The organism is Pseudomonas sp. TWR1-1-4 (assembly GCF_049897165.1).
Classification (GTDB): Bacteria; Pseudomonadota; Gammaproteobacteria; order Pseudomonadales; family Pseudomonadaceae; genus Aquipseudomonas; species Aquipseudomonas canadensis.
Map to the genome: position 1 here is coordinate 148,715 of NZ_JAFCVS010000009.1, position 18,352 is coordinate 167,066.

15 protein-coding genes are annotated in these 18,352 nt (G+C 59.3%); 7 read left to right on the plus strand and 8 right to left on the minus strand.

The window, feature by feature from the left end:
- The first annotated feature begins 131 nt into the window (after window positions 1–131).
- Window positions 132–3,455 carry a type III effector HrpK domain-containing protein gene (locus ACP7C6_RS27370; protein WP_426109498.1) on the plus strand — a complete coding sequence of 1,108 codons (3,324 nt, stop codon included), beginning with the start codon at window positions 132–134 and terminating at the stop codon, window positions 3,453–3,455.
- A 218-nt stretch (window positions 3,456–3,673) separates the two neighbouring features.
- Window positions 3,674–4,900 carry a TIGR03862 family flavoprotein gene (locus ACP7C6_RS27375; RefSeq protein WP_426109499.1) on the plus strand — a complete coding sequence of 409 codons (1,227 nt, stop codon included), beginning with the start codon at window positions 3,674–3,676 and terminating at the stop codon, window positions 4,898–4,900.
- 131 nt (window positions 4,901–5,031) lie between these two features.
- Here the strand turns inward: ACP7C6_RS27375 and ACP7C6_RS27380 are convergent, their stop codons facing one another.
- Window positions 5,032–6,366: a DEAD/DEAH box helicase gene (locus ACP7C6_RS27380; RefSeq protein WP_122683595.1), complete on the minus strand. Its 1,335-nt coding sequence runs from the start codon at window positions 6,364–6,366 to the stop codon at window positions 5,032–5,034.
- Between the two features lie 48 nt (window positions 6,367–6,414).
- Complete coding sequence (gene yedA, locus ACP7C6_RS27385; protein WP_016976726.1) at window positions 6,415–7,311, minus strand: drug/metabolite exporter YedA; 897 nt, start codon at window positions 7,309–7,311, stop codon at window positions 6,415–6,417.
- A 160-nt stretch (window positions 7,312–7,471) separates the two neighbouring features.
- On the opposite strand from yedA, the gene ACP7C6_RS27390 reads away from it, so the two are divergent.
- Window positions 7,472–7,933 (plus strand): Lrp/AsnC family transcriptional regulator, encoded by a 462-nt coding sequence (locus ACP7C6_RS27390; protein WP_426109500.1) that lies wholly within the window; start codon window positions 7,472–7,474, stop codon window positions 7,931–7,933.
- 244 nt (window positions 7,934–8,177) lie between these two features.
- Window positions 8,178–9,812 (plus strand): GIY-YIG nuclease family protein, encoded by a 1,635-nt coding sequence (locus tag ACP7C6_RS27395; RefSeq protein ID WP_426109501.1) that lies wholly within the window; start codon window positions 8,178–8,180, stop codon window positions 9,810–9,812.
- Window positions 9,813–9,880: 68 nt separating this feature from the next.
- Here the strand turns inward: ACP7C6_RS27395 and ACP7C6_RS27400 are convergent, their stop codons facing one another.
- Window positions 9,881–10,144 carry an acyl carrier protein gene (locus tag ACP7C6_RS27400; protein WP_426109502.1) on the minus strand — a complete coding sequence of 88 codons (264 nt, stop codon included), beginning with the start codon at window positions 10,142–10,144 and terminating at the stop codon, window positions 9,881–9,883.
- Window positions 10,134–10,700 (minus strand): hypothetical protein, encoded by a 567-nt coding sequence (locus tag ACP7C6_RS27405; protein ID WP_426109503.1) that lies wholly within the window; start codon window positions 10,698–10,700, stop codon window positions 10,134–10,136. Before ACP7C6_RS27405 ends, ACP7C6_RS27400 begins: the two co-directional genes overlap by 11 nt.
- Before the next feature lie 490 nt (window positions 10,701–11,190).
- On the opposite strand from ACP7C6_RS27405, the gene ACP7C6_RS27410 reads away from it, so the two are divergent.
- Window positions 11,191–11,487, plus strand: a complete 297-nt coding sequence (locus ACP7C6_RS27410; protein WP_305382968.1) for a DUF6124 family protein — start codon at window positions 11,191–11,193, stop codon at window positions 11,485–11,487.
- Between the two features lie 202 nt (window positions 11,488–11,689).
- Here the strand turns inward: ACP7C6_RS27410 and ACP7C6_RS27415 are convergent, their stop codons facing one another.
- The 3 genes from ACP7C6_RS27415 to ACP7C6_RS27425 form a co-directional block, all read right to left on the minus strand.
- A complete protein-coding gene (locus ACP7C6_RS27415; RefSeq protein WP_028618047.1) occupies window positions 11,690–12,301 on the minus strand; it encodes a 3'-5' exonuclease in 612 nt (203 codons plus the stop codon).
- Window positions 12,302–12,326: 25 nt separating this feature from the next.
- Window positions 12,327–12,803 (minus strand): NYN domain-containing protein, encoded by a 477-nt coding sequence (locus tag ACP7C6_RS27420; RefSeq protein ID WP_010206743.1) that lies wholly within the window; start codon window positions 12,801–12,803, stop codon window positions 12,327–12,329.
- Between the two features lie 117 nt (window positions 12,804–12,920).
- A complete protein-coding gene (locus ACP7C6_RS27425; RefSeq protein ID WP_305382973.1) occupies window positions 12,921–13,658 on the minus strand; it encodes a DUF2076 domain-containing protein in 738 nt (245 codons plus the stop codon).
- Between the two features lie 176 nt (window positions 13,659–13,834).
- Here ACP7C6_RS27425 and ACP7C6_RS27430 point away from each other — a divergent pair, with 176 nt between their 5' ends.
- Together ACP7C6_RS27430 and ACP7C6_RS27435 are read left to right on the plus strand one after the other, a co-directional pair.
- Window positions 13,835–14,494, plus strand: a complete 660-nt coding sequence (locus ACP7C6_RS27430; protein WP_025999910.1) for a YciC family protein — start codon at window positions 13,835–13,837, stop codon at window positions 14,492–14,494.
- A gap of 40 nt (window positions 14,495–14,534) precedes the next feature.
- Window positions 14,535–15,623 carry an endonuclease/exonuclease/phosphatase family protein gene (locus ACP7C6_RS27435; protein WP_028618049.1) on the plus strand — a complete coding sequence of 363 codons (1,089 nt, stop codon included), beginning with the start codon at window positions 14,535–14,537 and terminating at the stop codon, window positions 15,621–15,623.
- Here ACP7C6_RS27435 and hrpB read toward each other — a convergent pair whose 3' ends face one another.
- On the minus strand, window positions 15,624–18,131 hold the full coding sequence (gene hrpB / locus ACP7C6_RS27440) for an ATP-dependent helicase HrpB (protein WP_426109504.1): 2,508 nt from the start codon (window positions 18,129–18,131) through the stop codon (window positions 15,624–15,626).
- Between the last annotated feature and the right edge of the window lie 221 nt (window positions 18,132–18,352).

The following is an 18,352-nucleotide window of genomic DNA, read 5'->3' on the forward strand; positions in this document are numbered from 1 at the left end:
CGTTTTTTGACCAGATACTTTTCCACAGCCGTGAAACGTTGTGGAACTTAGCGCCGGCGGCCGTTTTGCAACAAAACTGCCGCACGCCGTCGTCAACCTGAAGGCCTCTCCCGCTTTCAGAGTACCCCGCGATGGCAACTTACAAGATCGGCAGTAGCACGACGCCCAGTAATGACGACGCCCTGAAGAAAGTCGCCGCCACCTTTGAAGCAGCAATGTCCCGCGCCGTGTCCGGTTTCAAGGAAGCCGCCCACCCCGGTAATTTCAAAGTCCTGGCGGTGACCGACAACACCAAGGACAAGAAAATCGCTGACGTCAAAGCCACCGGCGACCAAGAGGCGATCAAGCGCCTCGACGACCCGAACCTGGCCGACATCAGCAACACCGGCGTGCCGCTGGCCAACATCGCCAGCATCACCAAGATTTCCGACAACGTCCTGGAGCTGAAAACCCGCGACGGCAAGGACATCATCATTATCAAGCAGATGACCCCTTACCTGTTCGACGGCATGGCCGGCAAAGTCGACGCCGTGGACGCGCTGAACAAGAGCAAGGCCGACGGCTACCGCATCGCCCAGGCCGGCGACACCGCGCCGGGCCTGGACACCTACAAAGGCATCGGCCCGGCGGACGAAGTGGGGCCAGGGATGATTCGTTACGAAACTCTGTCAGGCGACAAGGTCGTCGTTAGTAAGGAAACCAACAGCGACCTGTACGAAAAGGTTAAGTCCGACGGCGAAACCTGGGGCCTGATCAACGACAGCAAGAATGAAGGCTATCGCCTGGCCGGCGCCGATGAAGCCGGCAGCGTGAGCCTGGTGGGTACACCGGAAGAACTCGGCCACGGGTTGATCCGCTACGAAACAGCTTCCGGCGACAAGGTCATCGTGTCCCAGGCCATCAGCCCCGACCTGTACGCCTCGGTGGTGAAAGAATCCAACGGTATCTTTGGCGTCGACGGCGCCGTGGACACCAACTGGATCGACAACTCCAAGTACGCCAGCGCCAAGGACTGGGACAAGATCGTCGGCAACACCAGCGGCACGCCAACCCAGGAAGAGCGTGATCTCGACCGTCCGCGCGCCGCCTCGAAAATGCTCAGCGACAACTGGGACAAATGGGGCCTGCACGACCGCCCCATCGACTTCTCCAACCCGCCCGCCGACCTGCCGCCCGAAGCCCAGGCCTGCCTCAAGTACCTGGCCGGCAGCCCGAGCCTGATGAACGCCCTCGACAGCGGCGGCCTGGGCAAAAGCGATGGGGTGATTACCCACGCGGATGTGGATAAGTTCATCAGCCAATCGAACAAGGATCTGTCAGCCGCCTCGAAGTCCTACAGCACCTTCCTCAGCAAGAACCCAGACGCCACCGGTCTGGCCAAGGAAAACGCCAAGTCCGCCGCCATCGTCATGGCCAATATTTCCCTGGTGAGCAGCGCCGGCCCGGAAATGCAGGGCCCCAATCAGCGCGCCAACAATGGCAGCCTGAACACCGCCAACCTCAAGGCGATCAAGGATGACTCGGGCCTGAGCCCCGAGCTGACCGGCGCCGCAGGCTATTGGTCCACCCCCGGCATGCTGCGCACCCTCGACATGGCCGGCGACCTGCCCGCCACCGCCAAGGCCGACGGCATCACCCAACAGAAAAACATCGGCGCGTGGCTGGAAAACCAGGCGCCCAAGGACGACCACGGCGTGTTGATGATGCTCAGCAACGCCGCGGTACGCAGCTCGGTGGCCGACGTCGACACCTCCAAACTGACCAAGGACGTGCTCGAACACCCGGAGAACTACGACGGCAAGACCAAAGCCGCCGTGATGATGGAAATCAGCGACGCCCGCGCGCGCATGGCCGCCAGCGACAAAGTGGGCGACGGCGACCTTTATGCGGGTATTACGGCGGACACCGAATACCACCTCAACCCGACCAAATCCAAGGTCACCGACCAGCTCGATGCCGCCATCGGCAAGTTGTCCAGTGACCCGGATGTGAAGACCTTCCTCTCGCAAAACCAAGCGTCCGGCATGCGCGATATCGTCAACAGCGATCCGGCGATCAAGCATGAACTGCAGGCCTACCAGGACGGCCAGATCAACAGCGGCAATGTGCTCAACACCGCCCTGAACACCAAAGGGGCTGATGGCAAACCGCCGTCGCTCATGGACGCCCTGAGCCTGGCCGGCACCGACGCCACCCTCACCGACCTGGCATTGGGCGGCGATGGGCATGTGGACCTCAGTGTCATCGCGCAAAAGTCCGGCAAGTCCGGGGACATCGAGCAGTTCTTCAAGGACCACATCCTCAACGGCAAGGACCTGGAAGACGCCCTCGCCCAGCCGAATGCCGACCCGATGACCGCCATCGGCCAGTACGCCGCCCACGCCGAGCTGCTCAAGGAATTCCTCGGTGACAAGGTCTCGGCCCAGGACTCATCGACGGTGCAGCAGTACGTCAACCAGGCGGTGTCCGACTCCTTGGTCAACGGCGCCAACGACGACGTGCTCAAGGGGGCGTTCGGCGATGCCAATGGCAACTTCGACGAAGCCAAGACCACGGCCATCATCGAGAAAGCCATGGCCGACGACCCGGAGATGTTCAAAGACGCCACGGGCGCGCAGATCAAGCCACAGGACGTGATCTCGTTGATCCGCTCGATGTGGGACGTGAACCGTCAAGGCCAGAAGATCAGCGACGTACTGCCCAAGGCCGTGGACGGGCTGAAGCTCAACGCCAGCGATTCGTACAAACAAGGCCTGCTGCACATCGGCAGCGCCTTGCTGGCCGGCGGCGTACTGGCGGCGCGCTCGGCCACGGGCGGCAACAGCCCGGCGGATAACGCCGGGCGAGTGGCGGCGGGCATGCAGTTTGCCGGCCTGATTACCGAGGGCGGCACCAAGTACGCCAAGGAAGCCGGCTACGGCATGACCTGGAAACCCACCCCGATCGACCCGAACAAACCCCAAGGGATCGGCGACTTCCCCACCGGCAAAATGGTGCAGAACACCGACGGCCTCAACCGTCTGGGCAACCTGGGCAAGATCGTCGGCGGCAGCGGCAGCTTTATCGGCGGGGTGTTCGGCCTGATCAGCGGGGTCAACAGCGCGTTTGCCGGGGATAAACTCAACGCTGGTTTCTCCCTCACCAGCGGCGCCCTGGGCACCGGCGCGGCAGTCGCCTCGATCATCGAAGGCGGCGCGGGTCTGTTCGGCATTGCCGATGCGGCGGCCATCGCGGGGACCTTCGCCGGCGTACTGGGTTGGGCCACCGCCGGTCTGGGCATCGTGACCAGCTTTGTGTTTCCGATCATCGAGGTGGTGAAGCGGGAAAAACAACAGGACGCGTTCTTTGGCAACCTGGTACCGACCCTGGATAAATATGGCCTCACCGGCGGCCCGATCACCGACGCCGACCGCAAGGATGAATACCCACCGTACGCCAACACCGGTTTTGCCTGACCAAGCCTGGCAACACCTCTCCCTGTGGTGAGCGGGCTTGTCCCGCGCTGGGCTGCGCAGCGGCCCCAAAACCTGCTACTGCGTTCTTTCTGAGAAGACGCGGCGGCTTTTTGGGGGCTGCTGCGCAGCCCAGCGCGGGGCAAGCCCGCTCACTACAACACCACAATTGCACGGTATTGCTTACAATGGGCGCCCTTTGTTTTTGACCAGGCCTGCCGATGTCCGCTACTGCTCCTTCCCACGTTGCCATCATCGGCGGAGGCCCTGCCGGGCTGATGGCCGCCGAAGTCCTGAGCCAGGCGGGCGTGCGGGTGGACCTGTACGACGGCATGCCCTCGGTGGGGCGCAAGTTTTTGCTGGCCGGCGTGGGCGGCATGAATATCACCCACTCCGAAGCGTACCCGGCATTCCTGTCACGCTACGCCGAACGTGCGCCGCACATGGCGCCGTTGCTGCGTAGTTTCGGGGCTGAGGCGTTGTGTGAATGGATTCATGGCTTGGGCATCGAAACGTTTGTCGGCACCTCCGGTCGTGTGTTTCCCACCGACATGAAAGCCGCGCCCCTGTTGCGCGCCTGGCTCAAGCGCCTGCGCGACCAAGGCGTGGTTATCCACACCCGTCATCGTTGGCTGGGCTGGAATGCCGAGGGCGGCTTACTTATCCACAGCCCCGAAGGCGAAAAAACTGTCCACAGCGACGCCGTGCTGCTGGCCCTTGGCGGCGGCAGTTGGTCACGGTTGGGATCTGACGGCGCCTGGCTCAGGTTGCTGGAAGACAAAGGCGTGCCTTACGCCCCGCTGCAACCGAGCAACTGCGGTTTCGAGGTGTCGGCCTGGAGCGAGTTGATGGTCAGCAAATTCGCTGGCGCGCCGTTGAAAAACGTCGCCATCGGTTTAGGGGAAGACAAGCCTCGGCTGGGTGAATGCGTCATCACCGCCAGCGGGATCGAAGGCAGCTTGATCTACGCGCTGTCGGCGCCGATTCGCGAAGCGATCAACAGGGACGGCTCGGCCACCGTGCATATCGACCTGCTGCCGAGCAAGCCGCTGGACAAGGTTCAGGCCGCGTTGGCGAAACCGCGTGGCTCACGCTCGATGAGCAAGCATCTGCACAGTCAATTGGGGTTGGATGGGGTGAAAGCCGCACTGCTGCGCGAGTTGGCGCCGGCTGACCACTTCAATGATCCGGCGCAGTTGGCGGTGGATATCAAGGCGCTGCCCTTGACCCTGGTGAAGACCCGGCCGATGGATGAAGCGATCAGCACCGCGGGCGGCGTGCCGTTCGAGGCGCTGGATGAGCGCTTGATGCTCAAGCCATTGCCGGGGGTGTTCTGTGCGGGGGAGATGCTGGACTGGGAAGCGCCAACGGGCGGGTATCTGTTGACGGGGTGTTTTGCCAGTGGCAGAGCGGCTGGGCGGGGGATGTTGGAGTGGCTTCACCGCTGAGATTTGCGGTGAATTCCGAGCCGCCTTCGCGGGCAAGCCCGCTCCCACATTTAACCGAGTTCCAACGTTGGAATGCAGTCAATGTGGGAGCTGGCTTGCCTGCGAAGAGGCCATCAGCAGCGCTGAAAAACTTACTTCTTCTTACGCGGCCCGGTATTGAACACCGGCACCTTGCGCACCGGCTTGATCGACGGCTCAGCCGGCGCGACATCGCCGCTGTCCACCCACTTGCCCAGGTTGCGCTTACCGCCCCCACCCGACGCTTTAGGCTTCTTCGGTTTTTTCGGTTTCTTCACCACCTGCCCGCTGGCATCGGTGTCCGGCACACGATGCTCCGGCTCGAAGTCCGGCTCCATCTTGCGGGTCAAGGTCTGACGCGTCAGCATCTCGATGGCCGACAGCATGTTCACCTCATCGGCACACACCAAGGAAATCGCCTCACCGGTGTTGCCCGCACGCCCGGTACGGCCGATGCGGTGGATGTAGTCTTCGGCCACGATCGGCAGGTCGAAGTTGACCACCAGCGGCAAGTCTTCGATATCCAGGCCACGGGCCGCCACGTCGGTGGCGACCAGGATCTGCACTTCGCTGGATTTGAAGCGGTCCAGCGCACGCTGGCGCGTGGCTTGCGGCTTGTCGCCATGGATGCCGTCGGCATTGATGCCCAGGCCCTGCAACTTATCCACCAGCGCATCCACGCCGTTACGGGTCTTGGCGAACACCAGCACCTGCTTCCAGCGGCCTTTGCGCATCAGGTGCACAAACAGCTCCGGCTTGCGCTTCTTGTCCACCGGCACCACCCACTGCTTCACGGTGTTGGCGGCGACGTTGCGCGGGCTGACTTCGATGCTCAGCGGGTCGTTGAGCATCTGCCCGGCCAGCGTGCGGATCTCATCGGAGAAGGTCGCGGAGAACAACAGGGTCTGGCGCTTCTTCGGCAGCATGCGGTAGATGTTCGCCAGCTCTTCGGAGAAGCCCAGGTCGAGCATGCGGTCGGCTTCGTCCAGCACCAGGGTTTGCAGCTGGTTGAGTTTCAGCGCGTTCTGGCGGAACAGGTCGATCAGGCGGCCAGGGGTGGCGACCAGGATGTCGACGCCCTTGCGCAGCTTCATCATCTGCGGGTTGATGCTCACGCCGCCGTACACCGCGTAAGTGGTCAGCGGCAGGTTTTGTGCGTACTCGGCGACGCTGGCGTGCACCTGCTCGGCCAACTCGCGGGTCGGGCACAGGATCAGCGCGCGTGCCGAGTTGGCGGCGACTTTCGGCCCTTCCATCGTCAACAGTTGCAACAACGGCACGGCGAAACCGGCGGTCTTGCCGGTGCCGGTCTGGGCCGCGGCCATCAGGTCGCGACCGGCCAGCACCGCCGGAATGGCTTGCGCCTGCACCGGCGTCGGGGTCTGGTAGCCAAGCGTCTCAAGGGCGCGCAGCAAGGGTTCGATCAGGCCAAGGGTGGCGAAAGTCATGTGTTTACCGTAGGAAAAATTCAGCGCAAGGTCGCAATGCGCCGCAGTTTACCTTATTTCCGCCTTCGGCTTGCGCCACTGGGGCAGGCTGATCAGCAGGACGGCGCTGATAATCACCAGCATGGCCAAGGCTTCTTCCAAACCGATGGTCTCGCCAACGAACACAATCCCCAGTAACACCGCCACCGCCGGGTTCACATAGGCATAGCTGGTGGCCGCCGCCGGGCGCACATGCTTGAGCAGGTACATATAGGCGTTGAAGGCGATGATCGAGCCGAACACCGTCAGATAGGCCAGGGCCAGCCAGCCTTCCAGCGGCGGCGCGGCCTGCAGGCGTTCACCGGATAGCGCGCTGACGAACAACAGCGCCACACCGGCGACCAGCATCTCCGCAGCACTGGCCATGGCGCCCTGGGGCAATGGCAATTGCCGGCTCCACACCGAACCAAACGCCCAGGAAGCCGCCGCCACCAACAGCAACACGGCACCCATCGGGCTCGATTGCAACGTGCTGCCCATATTGAGCATGGCGATGCCGATGATCCCCAGAATCACCCCCGCCCACTCCAAGCGAGTGTTGCGCGCGCCCCAGAAATACCCACACAGCAAGGTGAACAACGGCACCGTCGCCACGGCCAGCGCCGCCACGCCGGACGACACGCCCATGTGTTCCGCCACGCTGACACCGCCATTGCCCACGGTGAGCAGCAAAAGACCAATCATCCCGGCTGCTTTCCACTGCGGCCACGTCGGCGCCGGCACGCCACGCCAGCGCAGGAAGCCATACATCAACGCCCCGGCCGTGCAAAACCGAATCCCCGCCAGCAACAACGGCGGCCAGTACTCCACGCCGATGCGAATCACCAGATAGGTGGACCCCCAGATCACATACAGCGCAAAAAAGGCGGCGATCAACGGTAAGGGAAAGCGACGTGGGCCAGGCATTGGGCGGCTCTATGGCAGGAGATGGGAGGCTTATTCTAAAAAGACAGGTCGTTAAACATAAGTTACAAAACCTGTTTAAAACGCCAATACACTTTTCAAAGCATGGTTGTGAAGGCTATAAACCGTGCTTTCGAAAGTCACGCGCAACCGGAGCCTTATCATGGACAAATACGACCGCATGCTCCTCAGCGCCCTGCTCGAAGACGGCCGCGCGTCCTACGCGCAACTGGCCCGCACGGTAAACCTCTCCGCCCCCGCCGTGGCCGAGCGCGTGGCCAAGCTGGAGGCCAGCGGCGTGATCACCGGGTATCAGGCCAAGGTGGACTTGTCCAAAGTGGGCTTGCCGATTCAGTGCGTGATTGAGCTGCGGTTGACCAATCACGGCAGCCAGAAGGTGTATGACGCGCTGGCGGAAATCCCTGAATTGACAGAGTGCCATCGGGTGACCGGCGATCCGTGCGTGATCATGCAGGCAGCGGTGGGGTCGATGCCGGAGCTGGAGAGCTTGATCAACCGCGTGGCGAAGTTCGGGTTCAGCAAGACCTCGATTATTTTGTCGAGCGCGATAGAGCGGCGGGTGCCGTTGGGGCAGTTGGAGGGGAATCGAAAGAGCGATCCGTGATGGGTAGATTCAGATTTAAGGATAACTCTAGACCATAGGAAGATCGGGTTAGAAAACACTAAAATCAGTAACACTGATTCTGCCTCTCCTACCCAAATGTAGCGGTCATCGCATTAAATCGCTACCAAAAGCACATCATCAAGGATTACCGGCTTTTATTGCCTTATGTTGAATTTTCAGATATTAGATACAAAAAAGTAATGGCCATATGCCTGCCATCAACACTTAAGATAAAGGATGAATCATGAGCTTTGATGAAAGAATGAAAGAAATTAATTCCTGGGCAATTCCTTTGGAAGGTACACCCGAGCGAAAATGGCTAGATAAACGTTTAGCAATTGAGCGCGAACAGAATCCAGAGATACAAAAAAAAATCCGATCAACCATTGAAACTGCACAAGCACTTATTTACACGCAACAAAACAATGGAGCAGGTCTACCACTTGACAAAACGCAACGAGAATACAACAACGAATACAACAATAGAGTTTTTAAATACTCACTGAGACACATGCCAACTTCATTCAACACAATGGAAGCCTTTAATAAATTCCTGCCCCCCACAGCCACATTTAAATTACAAAAAGAGAAAGACTATCTACTTTCATTTGTAGATTACATTGACTTCATTACATCTGCCGAAACCTCAGCATTTGAACAAAGGATAGAAGACCTCACAACAGAGGGCGTAATTTATTCATATAACGGCACTCACGTCCCTTATGAACTATCATTCAAGTGCGGAGGGGATGAGGAGTTTTGTGTTTCCGGCATTTCAATGATAAGGCATGGAAAAGAACTAAACATAATGATGCTCGCAGGCATGATCTGTGATCTGGACGAGGCTACTGCAAACTTATCAAGAGAGCAAATCAGAAGCGCACCACCTCATAAAGTAGGAATGGCACCAGACCCAAACCTAGAGAGAAAAGCGGTCCCATTAATAGAAGGGAAGAATTTATGGAGAACTATTGTTCACAGCCGCATCGACCTAGAAAGCTCGTCAATGGATGTTAGATATGTAGCTCAAGATTGGGGAGACACCTTTCAGATCTGCACCGATGACATATCAACATTCACTGATGAAAAAGGAAACTTCATACTACCCGAATATGAAGAAGTTGCAAAAAAAGCAGTACAGAACATCTCAAAATACCAGTCTCTTTTTGAGTTCATAAAAGCTTGTATAAATATCCCTGTTTTCACCCACTACAACGATGACCTTTTCAGGACAGAGAGGCATCCAACAAAGCTGAAAGAACTACAAGCATCTACCAAAGCTCGAAAAGCTCTAAAGCTAGTACCAAATTCAGAAAAAATCTTTCTGCGAGAGGTTCTATTCCTAATTAGTGAAGATTCAAATACGTCTTCCAGGAAAACAATTTACTCTCCAAACATAAAAATTGAGACCAGCGGATTTTGGAAGACGCTCCCTATAGATTCTATTGGTCAAGACAAAGCGGGCCAGCCAATACATGGACGAACATGGGTAGAAAAAACCTTATCTTGGGTTGAGGAATCTACAGCGGCAAAACCTATTCACACGCGTTCAAATAGCCCACTAAAAGCGGGAGCGAATCCTGGCTTTATTTACGTGATGCGATGCGCAGCTCACGGAAAAGACATCTTTAAAATTGGGTTAACCAAAAGAACCTCTGAGTTAAGAGCACAAGAACTCACAGGAGCGACTGCCTCTCCAGATCAATTTCTAATTGTCGAAGACTGGGAGGTAAAAGACTGTGAACTGGCAGAGCGTCTGATACATGAGAGACTTTCAGAACATCGAGTAAATGCAAAACGAGAGTTCTTCAAAGCCAGATACATCGAGATTCACAAAATAGTTAGCGATACTATTTCATACGTTGACAACCTAAGCTAGACACGCCACCCAACCCAGCTATATAGACCACACATCAGATGGATTTACACGCCATTGAATGAACACCTTCACGGCAAATTTGAACGCATAAAAATCAGATTTACAATCTGCTTAATAGTCGTGATGTGGTCCCAATCTTCCTGAGTGGCTTTCAGCTTGAACTGCCACTTGACCTGCATGACAAAGCAGGTCAAATCATCATCGATGATCTTGAAGTCATGGATAAAATCCGTTTCTTCCGTCACTTGGCTACTGTCGATGAAGCCGATGATATCGACGAATAGCTGAATCACCTTTTCGCTGATCTCGGCCCTGGTCAGATTACCGTCCATTTCTTGCCTCATAGGCACACTTACCAATACTGATTAAATCAAAGACGGCTAGTCCTGCAGCAACGAAGGGAATGCCTCGCCCAATAATGCCAAATATCCGGACTGTGCCAAACGTTGCCTTAGCCATCCTAGCCATTGTGGGCTGTCTGATCAGCGTGCGAGGGAAAAAGCGCATGCCAATGAGGCTAGCCAGGTTTGTCGTTTTGCTTGAACCCACGTGAACCCAAGTACCCACGGCTATTTTGCTGATTGGTATGCCTGCCGATGCGGTGACAAATGTTGCTGCCGTCAACCCATAGTGCTCCTGAGTGCGTTTCCAGAGGTCCTCGGCCGTGGTGTTTGGACCCATCGAATCGGCATGAATGGGTTTAAGCAGGTGATAACTGCCGCCGCTGCTAATACCTGGGGAGTTCGGTAGTGCCATGACCGCAGGACAGCTTGTCATCGTGTTACCCAAATGAAACGCCAGGCTAGAGGTTGAGCCTAGATCAATACGATCTAACCCGAGTTCGAGCTGACTTCTCATAATCGCTGTATGAAGATCGCTTTCCCGCATGCCTGTAATCCCTATACGTAAATGGCAGGCGGGATGGTAGGTCGCAAAAAGAGGTGGTAGGCGGATGAAGCGGAAAAACAGAAGGGTCCTAGGCAGCGATAGGATTCTGCCTACTGACCATTCAGAAGCTTGCCTTCAAAAGCCAAGTTTTCAATGGCCAGCAAGACCCATCTCTTTCATTTGAAGGACGTTTCCGAGAGAATCCCACGGCCTTGTTTCCGTCGGATCAGGTAGCTAGTCTCGCTCAGTCATCGAATGTTCGGTGATCGGACGTGCAAGTCCGACGGCAAGCAGAATCCACAGATCAACCTACAGCATGATGCCCAGCTTGATGCTTGGCGTTCGCCCGTTATGGCGGCTGTGCGTGGGAGGCCTTCGGGCCTGCTGGGTTTAGCTTCTTGCCCCGGTCTTGCACACCTACGTACAGTTGCCACCCTCATTCGTGTGCAAGCGAGGGGTGTCGACTTCTTCCCTGCAAGGAGTGTTCACCATGATCAAAGTCACCCCCGATCCACCCAGGTTCCTCAGCGAAGACGCCCTGCTCAACCGCCGCGCCATCGACTACTACCTCAAAGCGTCCGCCCCGGATGCGCCCCATTTCATTCTGAATGACAACCTGAGCTTCGAAGACGCCCTCGCCCATGCGGCGGATCTGCTGCATTGCGCGGTGGAGACGGTGCAGGACTCGGCTGAGGTGCTGAGCGCGCAGCAGCGGGCGGTGATGCATTTGGTGGGAATGGCGAAGGGGGTGGTGGATCGGGCGTTGGAGTGTGTGCAGCCACAATAGCCTGACAACCGAGACGTTGTGGTGAGCGGGCTTGCCCCGCGCGGGGCTGCGGAGCAGCCCCAATTAAGGGCGCCGCGTTCTTTCAGTTAGAACGGAGTGTCAGGTTTTGGGGCTGCTACGCAGCCCAGCGCGGGGCAAGCCCGCTCACCACAAAAAGCCCGCTCACCACAAAAGCACGCTCCCACACGGATTTGTGACGAGGTCAGAACCCGCGATGCTTCTTCAGGTGCTCATTGATCTTCGCCGCCGGCACTTTCTGCAAGGTGCACAGCAGATCATGGGACAGTTCACGCAATCCATGGGTCCCGCGCAGTTCCTGGGCCAGGTGGGCCGTGAGGTTGGCGGCCATCTCCGCATCCGCCATCGCCCGGTGAGCCTTGCCGGTGTGGGGCAGTTGGGCGTAGGCGTTCAGCGTGCCGAGCTTGTGGTTGGGCGCCGATGGCATGAGGCGGCGGGCCAGCAGCAGCGAACAGGCGAACTTCTGCAAACGGGTGCGGCGAATCAGACCCAGCTCAAAGTCCCAGAACTTCTGGTCAAACGCGGCGTTGTGCGCCAGCAACGGCGTGACGCCGACGAACTCATTGACCTCATTCATCACCCGCTCCGCCGGCGGCGCGCTGCGCAGCATGGCATTGCTGATGCCGGTGAGTTGTTCGATGAACGCGGGCACGTGCACGCCGGTTTTCATCAGGCTCTGGTAGCGGTCCACGATCTGGCCACGCTCAAGGATGACCACCGCGATTTCCGTGGCCCGGCAACGGCTGCTCGGGGTGATGCCGGTGGTTTCAAAGTCGATGACCGCTATACGTTCCAAACCTGTTCCAACTCCGTCTTAGCATTTATTTGAGCAACAACGCGCCTTCGATCGGCACATACCGGCTGGCGGCGCGTATCAATGAATTGGCCGTCAGCCCCGGTACACCATAGGCCACGGCCTCGACGCCATGCTTGTGGATAACCCGGTCGAGCAGCATGTCGAAATCACCGTCGCCGGAGGCCAGCACGATTTCGTCGACGTGGTCGGCGGCGTCCATGATGTCGAGGGTGATGCCCACGTCCCAGTCGCCCTTGGCCGAGCCGTCGCTGCGCTGGATGTAGGGCTTGAGTTTTACCGTAAAGCCCAGGTTGCGCAGGATCTGCTGGAATTGCTGCTGCTTGCTGTCGCCACGGTCGATGGCATACGCGTACGCCTCGACTATCTGCCCGCGCGAGCTGATGTCAGCCCACAACGCAGCGTAGTTGAAGTGGCAACCATAGGCCTGGCGGACGGTGTAATAGAGGTTTTGCACATCGGCGAACACTGCAATTTTCTTCACCGCACTTCCTCATGACAGCCAGGCGCCAGGGCCCGGAAAGGGTGCAAGTATGCCAGCCGCGAGAAGGTTTCCGGGAAAAATCAGACCGGGGCAACGAGTCGCCCCGGTCTGGGTGGGTCAGACGAAGGAATCGTCGTCGCCGAAGGAGGAAGAATCGTCGGAATAATCGCTGTCGGCAAAGCTGTCCGAATTGTTGCTGCCCCAGCTGTCGCTGCCGGCGTACTTCTGGTCATCATTGCCCCAGTTGCCGTTGTCACTGGCAGGCGCTGGCTCCTCACGAATGATTTCTTCCACGACTTGCGGCTGTTGCGAGTTGTGGTTGAACAGGCTGCTGATGCCTTCGGCCAGCAATACACCACCGGCCACGCCGGCTGCGGTTTTCATCGCGCCGCCGAGGAAGCCGCTGCCCACCGGAGCGGCTGGAGCAGGCTGTTGATAATTCTGCTGCGGGGCAGGTTGGCTGAACCCAGGCCGCGCCGGTTCGCGCCAGCCGCCACCAGAAGACGGCGGTGCACTTTGAGCCGGCGGCTGATCACGGGAACCACCGCCGCCAAAGATGCTCGACAGGAATCCGCCGCTGCTCGCCGGAGCAGGCTGCGCGGACTTGGCCCGCTGCAGTTCGTCCTGCAATTGCTGGATCTGCTGCGCCTGCTGCTTGTTCTGCGCGTCGAGGCTCTTGAGCGCATGTTCCTGCACCAGGATCGACTGGGTCATGTAATACCCGGCCGCCGGTTGGCGCGTCATGTGCTCCTTGATCCGCGCTTCGGCCTGGGCGTCGCGGGGGGCTGAGTCCGTTTCGGCTTGTTGCAACCGTGAAAACAGTCCATCGATCAGGGTTTGCTCTTCGCTGTTCATGGCGACCTCGTTAGATTGCCGGTAGAAATCGTGGTCTCGCCTTTAATCAGGCGCCGTCCTAGTTATGGGGGTGTTACGAGTTGTTTCAATGGTCTTTACTCAAGGTTTACGTTTGCTTACCTCCGGTGATGATCGGTTAAAGTGTTGCCCTTGCTTTCAGGCCTGCGATGAACTTGATGAATCCGTTAGACGTGCTGCGCGACTCCTTCCGTTTCACCCAACGCAACCTGGGCGCCATCGTCCAACTGTGTCTGCCGTTGGTGATTTTCGAAGCCCTGCTGCAACAGGTGCTCAACCACGTCGTCGGCCCGGATGCGTTTCCCGGCTACAGCGTGGTAGTGGGGTTGCTGGTGTACCCGCTGTATACCGGCGCGCTGATCCTGTTTCTGGATGCTCGCACCCGTGGCGAGTCGCCGCGCACTAAAGATGTCTGGGCCATGGCCCTTACCCTGTGGCCGCGCTTCGCCCTGCTGACGGCGATGAGCACCCTGCTGATTCTGCTGGGCCTGTCGCTGTATTTCCTGCCGGGGCTGTGGCTGATGGTGGTGTTGGCGTTTGCCGAGTACCTGCTGGTGCTGCGCGGCATGCCGGCGTTGGAGGCAATGAAGGAAAGCTTCCGTCTGAGCCGTGGGCATTTCTGGCTGATCCTGGTGTGCCTGCTGTGCGTGATGACGCCGCTGTGGTTGCTCAAGGGCGCCAGCGTTGCAGCGTATCCAACACCTGCGCCGCTGATTGGCTTGCTGTTGGACAGTGCCCACAGCTTCCTCCAACTGTTTACCAGCGTGGTGCTGTTTCGTTTATTCATGCTGATCGGTGGCGATGCCGACGCGCGGTGATATGCTCCGTGCCACCTCTGAAACGCTATAAGCCGAGCCGATGACCCGTTTATTGCGCATCACCTTGCTGAGCCTGCTGATCATCGCAGGCTTGCTGACCGCCCTGATCTACAGCCTGACCTGGCGCCCCGAGGCGAAGGAAACCCTGCCGGTGAGTTGTGTCGCGCCCCGTGCGCCCACGCTGCTGCCGGGGCAGGCGCTCAAGGTCATGACCTGGAACGTGCAATACCTGGCCGGCAAGAACTACGTGTTCTGGTACGACACCGCCGACGGCAGTGGCCCGGACGACCGCCCCACCGTGGAAGACATGGCCGCCAGCCTCGACGAAGTGGCGCGAGTGATCCGTGACGAACAACCCGACATCCTGCTGCTGCAGGAACTCGACGAAAACGCCAAGCCCTCCCATTACCAAGACCAGCTTGCCCTGTTGCAAGAGCGCCTGGTCGACCTCTACCCCTGCAGCGCCCAGGCCTTCGACTGGAAAGCCGACTTCGTGCCAAACCTGCACATCTTCGGCAGCGTCGGCCGCAAACTGGCGACCCTCAGCCGTTACCAGATCGAACACGCCGAACGCCTGCAACTACCGGCGCCCGAGGCCAATATCATCAGCCGCCAGTTCCAACCCAAGCCGGCTTTGCTGCTGACTTACCTGCCTTTGAGCGATGGCGGCCAACTTGCGGTGCTCAACACCCGCCTGGATGGCGATGCCCCTGGGCGCAGCGCGGTGCAGAATCAGGTGAGAACTACGGTCAAACTGCTGGATAAATTCGAGGGCCGTGGCACGCCCTGGCTGATCGGCGGGGATTTCAATCTGCTGCCCTTGGGGCAATTCCTACGCCTGGACGCCACCAAACGCGGGCAGTATTCGCCGGACAGCGAGCTGCATTTGCTGTGGGACAAATACCCAATGATCCCGAGCAACAGCCAATCCAGCGGGATTGATCGTGAGAAATGGCTGACGAACTTCCCCAACGACCCGAGCGTGGACGGCCCGGATCGTACGCTGGATTACCTGTTCTACAGCCCGCGGATCAAACGGGTGGAGGCCAAGGTGCGGCAGGAGGATACGTTGCGTATTTCCAACCATTTGCCGGTGATTGCGCGGTTTCTGCTGCCTGCCGCCCAGTAGTCACTTGCGCGGTTTGATCCGCGCCGTCGCCTCCGCCACCAGCGGGTCATCCGGCCAATAGTGCTTCGGGTACCGCCCCTTCAAATCCTTCTTCACCTCGGCATAGGTACTGCGCCAGAAGTTCGCCAGGTCCTGCGTCACCTGCACCGGCCGCCGCGCTGGGGACAGCAAATGCAGCTTCACCACTTGGCGCCCTCCAGCAATGCGCGGGGTGTCGGCCAGCCCGAACAATTCCTGCAAGCGTACCGCCAGGATCGGCGGCTGTTCGCTGTAGTCCAAACGCACTGACGAACCCGACGGCACTTTCACATGCTGCGGTGCCAGTTCGTCCAAACGTTGGGGCAGTGGCCAGGGCAGCAGGTTGTGCAGGAAGCTTGCGATATCCAGGTTGGCGAAATGGCTCAGGCGCGAGACTTTGCCCAGGTAAGGCATCAGCCAGTGTTCGAGGCTGGCGAGCAAAGCTTTGTCACTGATGTCGGGCCATTCGCTGGATTTACCGGCGTCGAGTTGGCGCAACAGCATGACCCTGGCCTGCCATTGGCGCAGTTCCGGCGTCCACGGCAGCAGTTCCAGGCCTTTGCGGCGTACCAGGTTGACCAGCGCCTGGCTGCGGGCGGATTCGTCGAGGCCGGTCAGCGGTTCGCGGCTGAGCACCAGTTCACCGACTTTGCGTTGGCGTTCGGCGCGCAGGACGCCTTCGCGTTCGTCCCAGTCGAGTTGGTCGACATTGCGCACTTGCTCGGCCAGCACCGTGTCGAACAGCGCCGGATCAAAATCCGCCGCCAGGTAGATACGTTCTTCGCGCTGGCCCTGGCGACTGCCCAGGTCGGCGATGACCAGCCAGGCCTGTTTCATCAGGCTGTCGGCTTCGGCGAACAGCGCCGCGCGGCCGTTGGCCAGGCGATATTCCGCACCGCCGGGGCGACGTTGCTGGGCGACGCGGTCCGGGTAGGCCAGCGCCAGCAAGGCACCGAGCCAGCGCGGATGGTCGGGGTCGGCAACGGCTTGAGTGGCCTGGCCTCTTAAGTAACCACGATATTGTCGCGCCAGTTGCCTGGCCCGCTGCACGCCGCCTTGGGTGCCGCGTGCGCGTTCTTCGCCGGACAACAGCGCCAATCGACTGTGCAAATCCGCACCGCCACCGCGCAGGATGTCGCGCTCTCCCAGCAATGCGGCCACGTCGCAGGCCGTCGCCGCCAATCCAAAATCCTGCCCGCGCAGCAGCAGATGGGCGATACGCGGATGGGCCGGCAACTCGGCCATCTTCTGCCCATGGGCGGTGAGTTTGTCTTCATTCAAAGCACCGAGGCGCACCAGCAAATCCTGGGCCTGGGCATACGCGGCGGTCGGCGGCACATCCAGCCACACCAGTTGATGGGGTGTGACACCCCAACGCGCGAGCTGCAAAGCCAGTCCGGCCAGGTCGGCGGCGAGGATTTCCGCACTGCCGTAAGCGGCCAGGCCTTCGTGCTGGTCTTCGGACCACAAGCGATAACACACGCCCGGCTCCAGGCGCCCTGCCCGGCCGGCGCGCTGGGTGGCGCTGGCGCGAGAGATACGTTGGGTATCGAGGCGGGTCATGCCGCTGCCGGGGTCGAAACGCGGCACTCGCGCCAGCCCGGCATCAATCACCACACGCACGCCGTTGATGGTCAGGCTGGTTTCGGCGATGTTGGTCGCCAGCACTACTTTGCGTTTACCGGCGGGTGCCGGATCGATAGCGGCGCGTTGGGCGTTGAGGTCCAGTTCGCCATGCAGTGGGCACAACAACACAGCGGTGCGCTCGCCGAGGGCGTCGGCCAGTTGCTGGTTGACCCGACGAATCTCGGCCTGCCCCGGTAGGAAAACCAGCACGCTGCCGGTTTCGTCATGCAGGGCTTCGAGAATGGTCTGCACCACGCGCGGCTCGATGAACTCACCGGGCTGGTAAGGTCGGCCCCAGCGCATCTGCACCGGGAACATGCGCCCTTCGCTGCGCAGGATCGGCGCGTCGTCCAGCAGACTGGCCAGGCGTTCGCCTTCTAGGGTGGCGGACATCAGCAGGATTTTCAGCGGTTGATCATCGCGAAACAGTTCGCGGCCGTTGAGGCTCAGGGCCAGTGCCAGGTCGGCGTCGAGGCTGCGTTCGTGGAATTCGTCGAAGATCAGCAAACCCACGCCGTCCAGCGCCGGGTCATCCTGCAGGCGGCGGGTGAGGATGCCTTCGGTAACCACTTCGATGCGCGTATTGGGGCCGACCTTGCTGTCCAGACGAATGCGATAGCCGACGGTTTCGCCGACCTTCTCGCCCAGTTCACTGGCCAGGCGTTCGGCCGCCGCACGGGCTGCAAGACGGCGGGGTTCGAGCATCAGGATGGTTTGTCCGGCCAGCCAGGGTTCGTTCAATAACGCCAAGGGCACGCGGGTGGTTTTACCGGCGCCGGGGGGCGCTTCGAGCACGGCTTCATGGCGATTCGCCAAGGCGTCACGCAGTGCAGGTAAAACTTCATCAATCGGCAACGAATTCATACTGGCTCCAAAGCAGAGCGGCGAGTATAACGGCGAACTGCCGAGTGCCGACGTTGGTCTGAAAAACACCACCGGCTGCGCCTGGCAACGCGGTCAAAGGTGGGAGCTGGCTTGCCTGCGATGCTGACAACTCGGTCTTTCAAATAAACCGAGGTGATGCCATCGCAGGCAAGCCAGCTCCCACATTAGAGCGGTGTTGCTCGGCAGTATTGTCATATAGT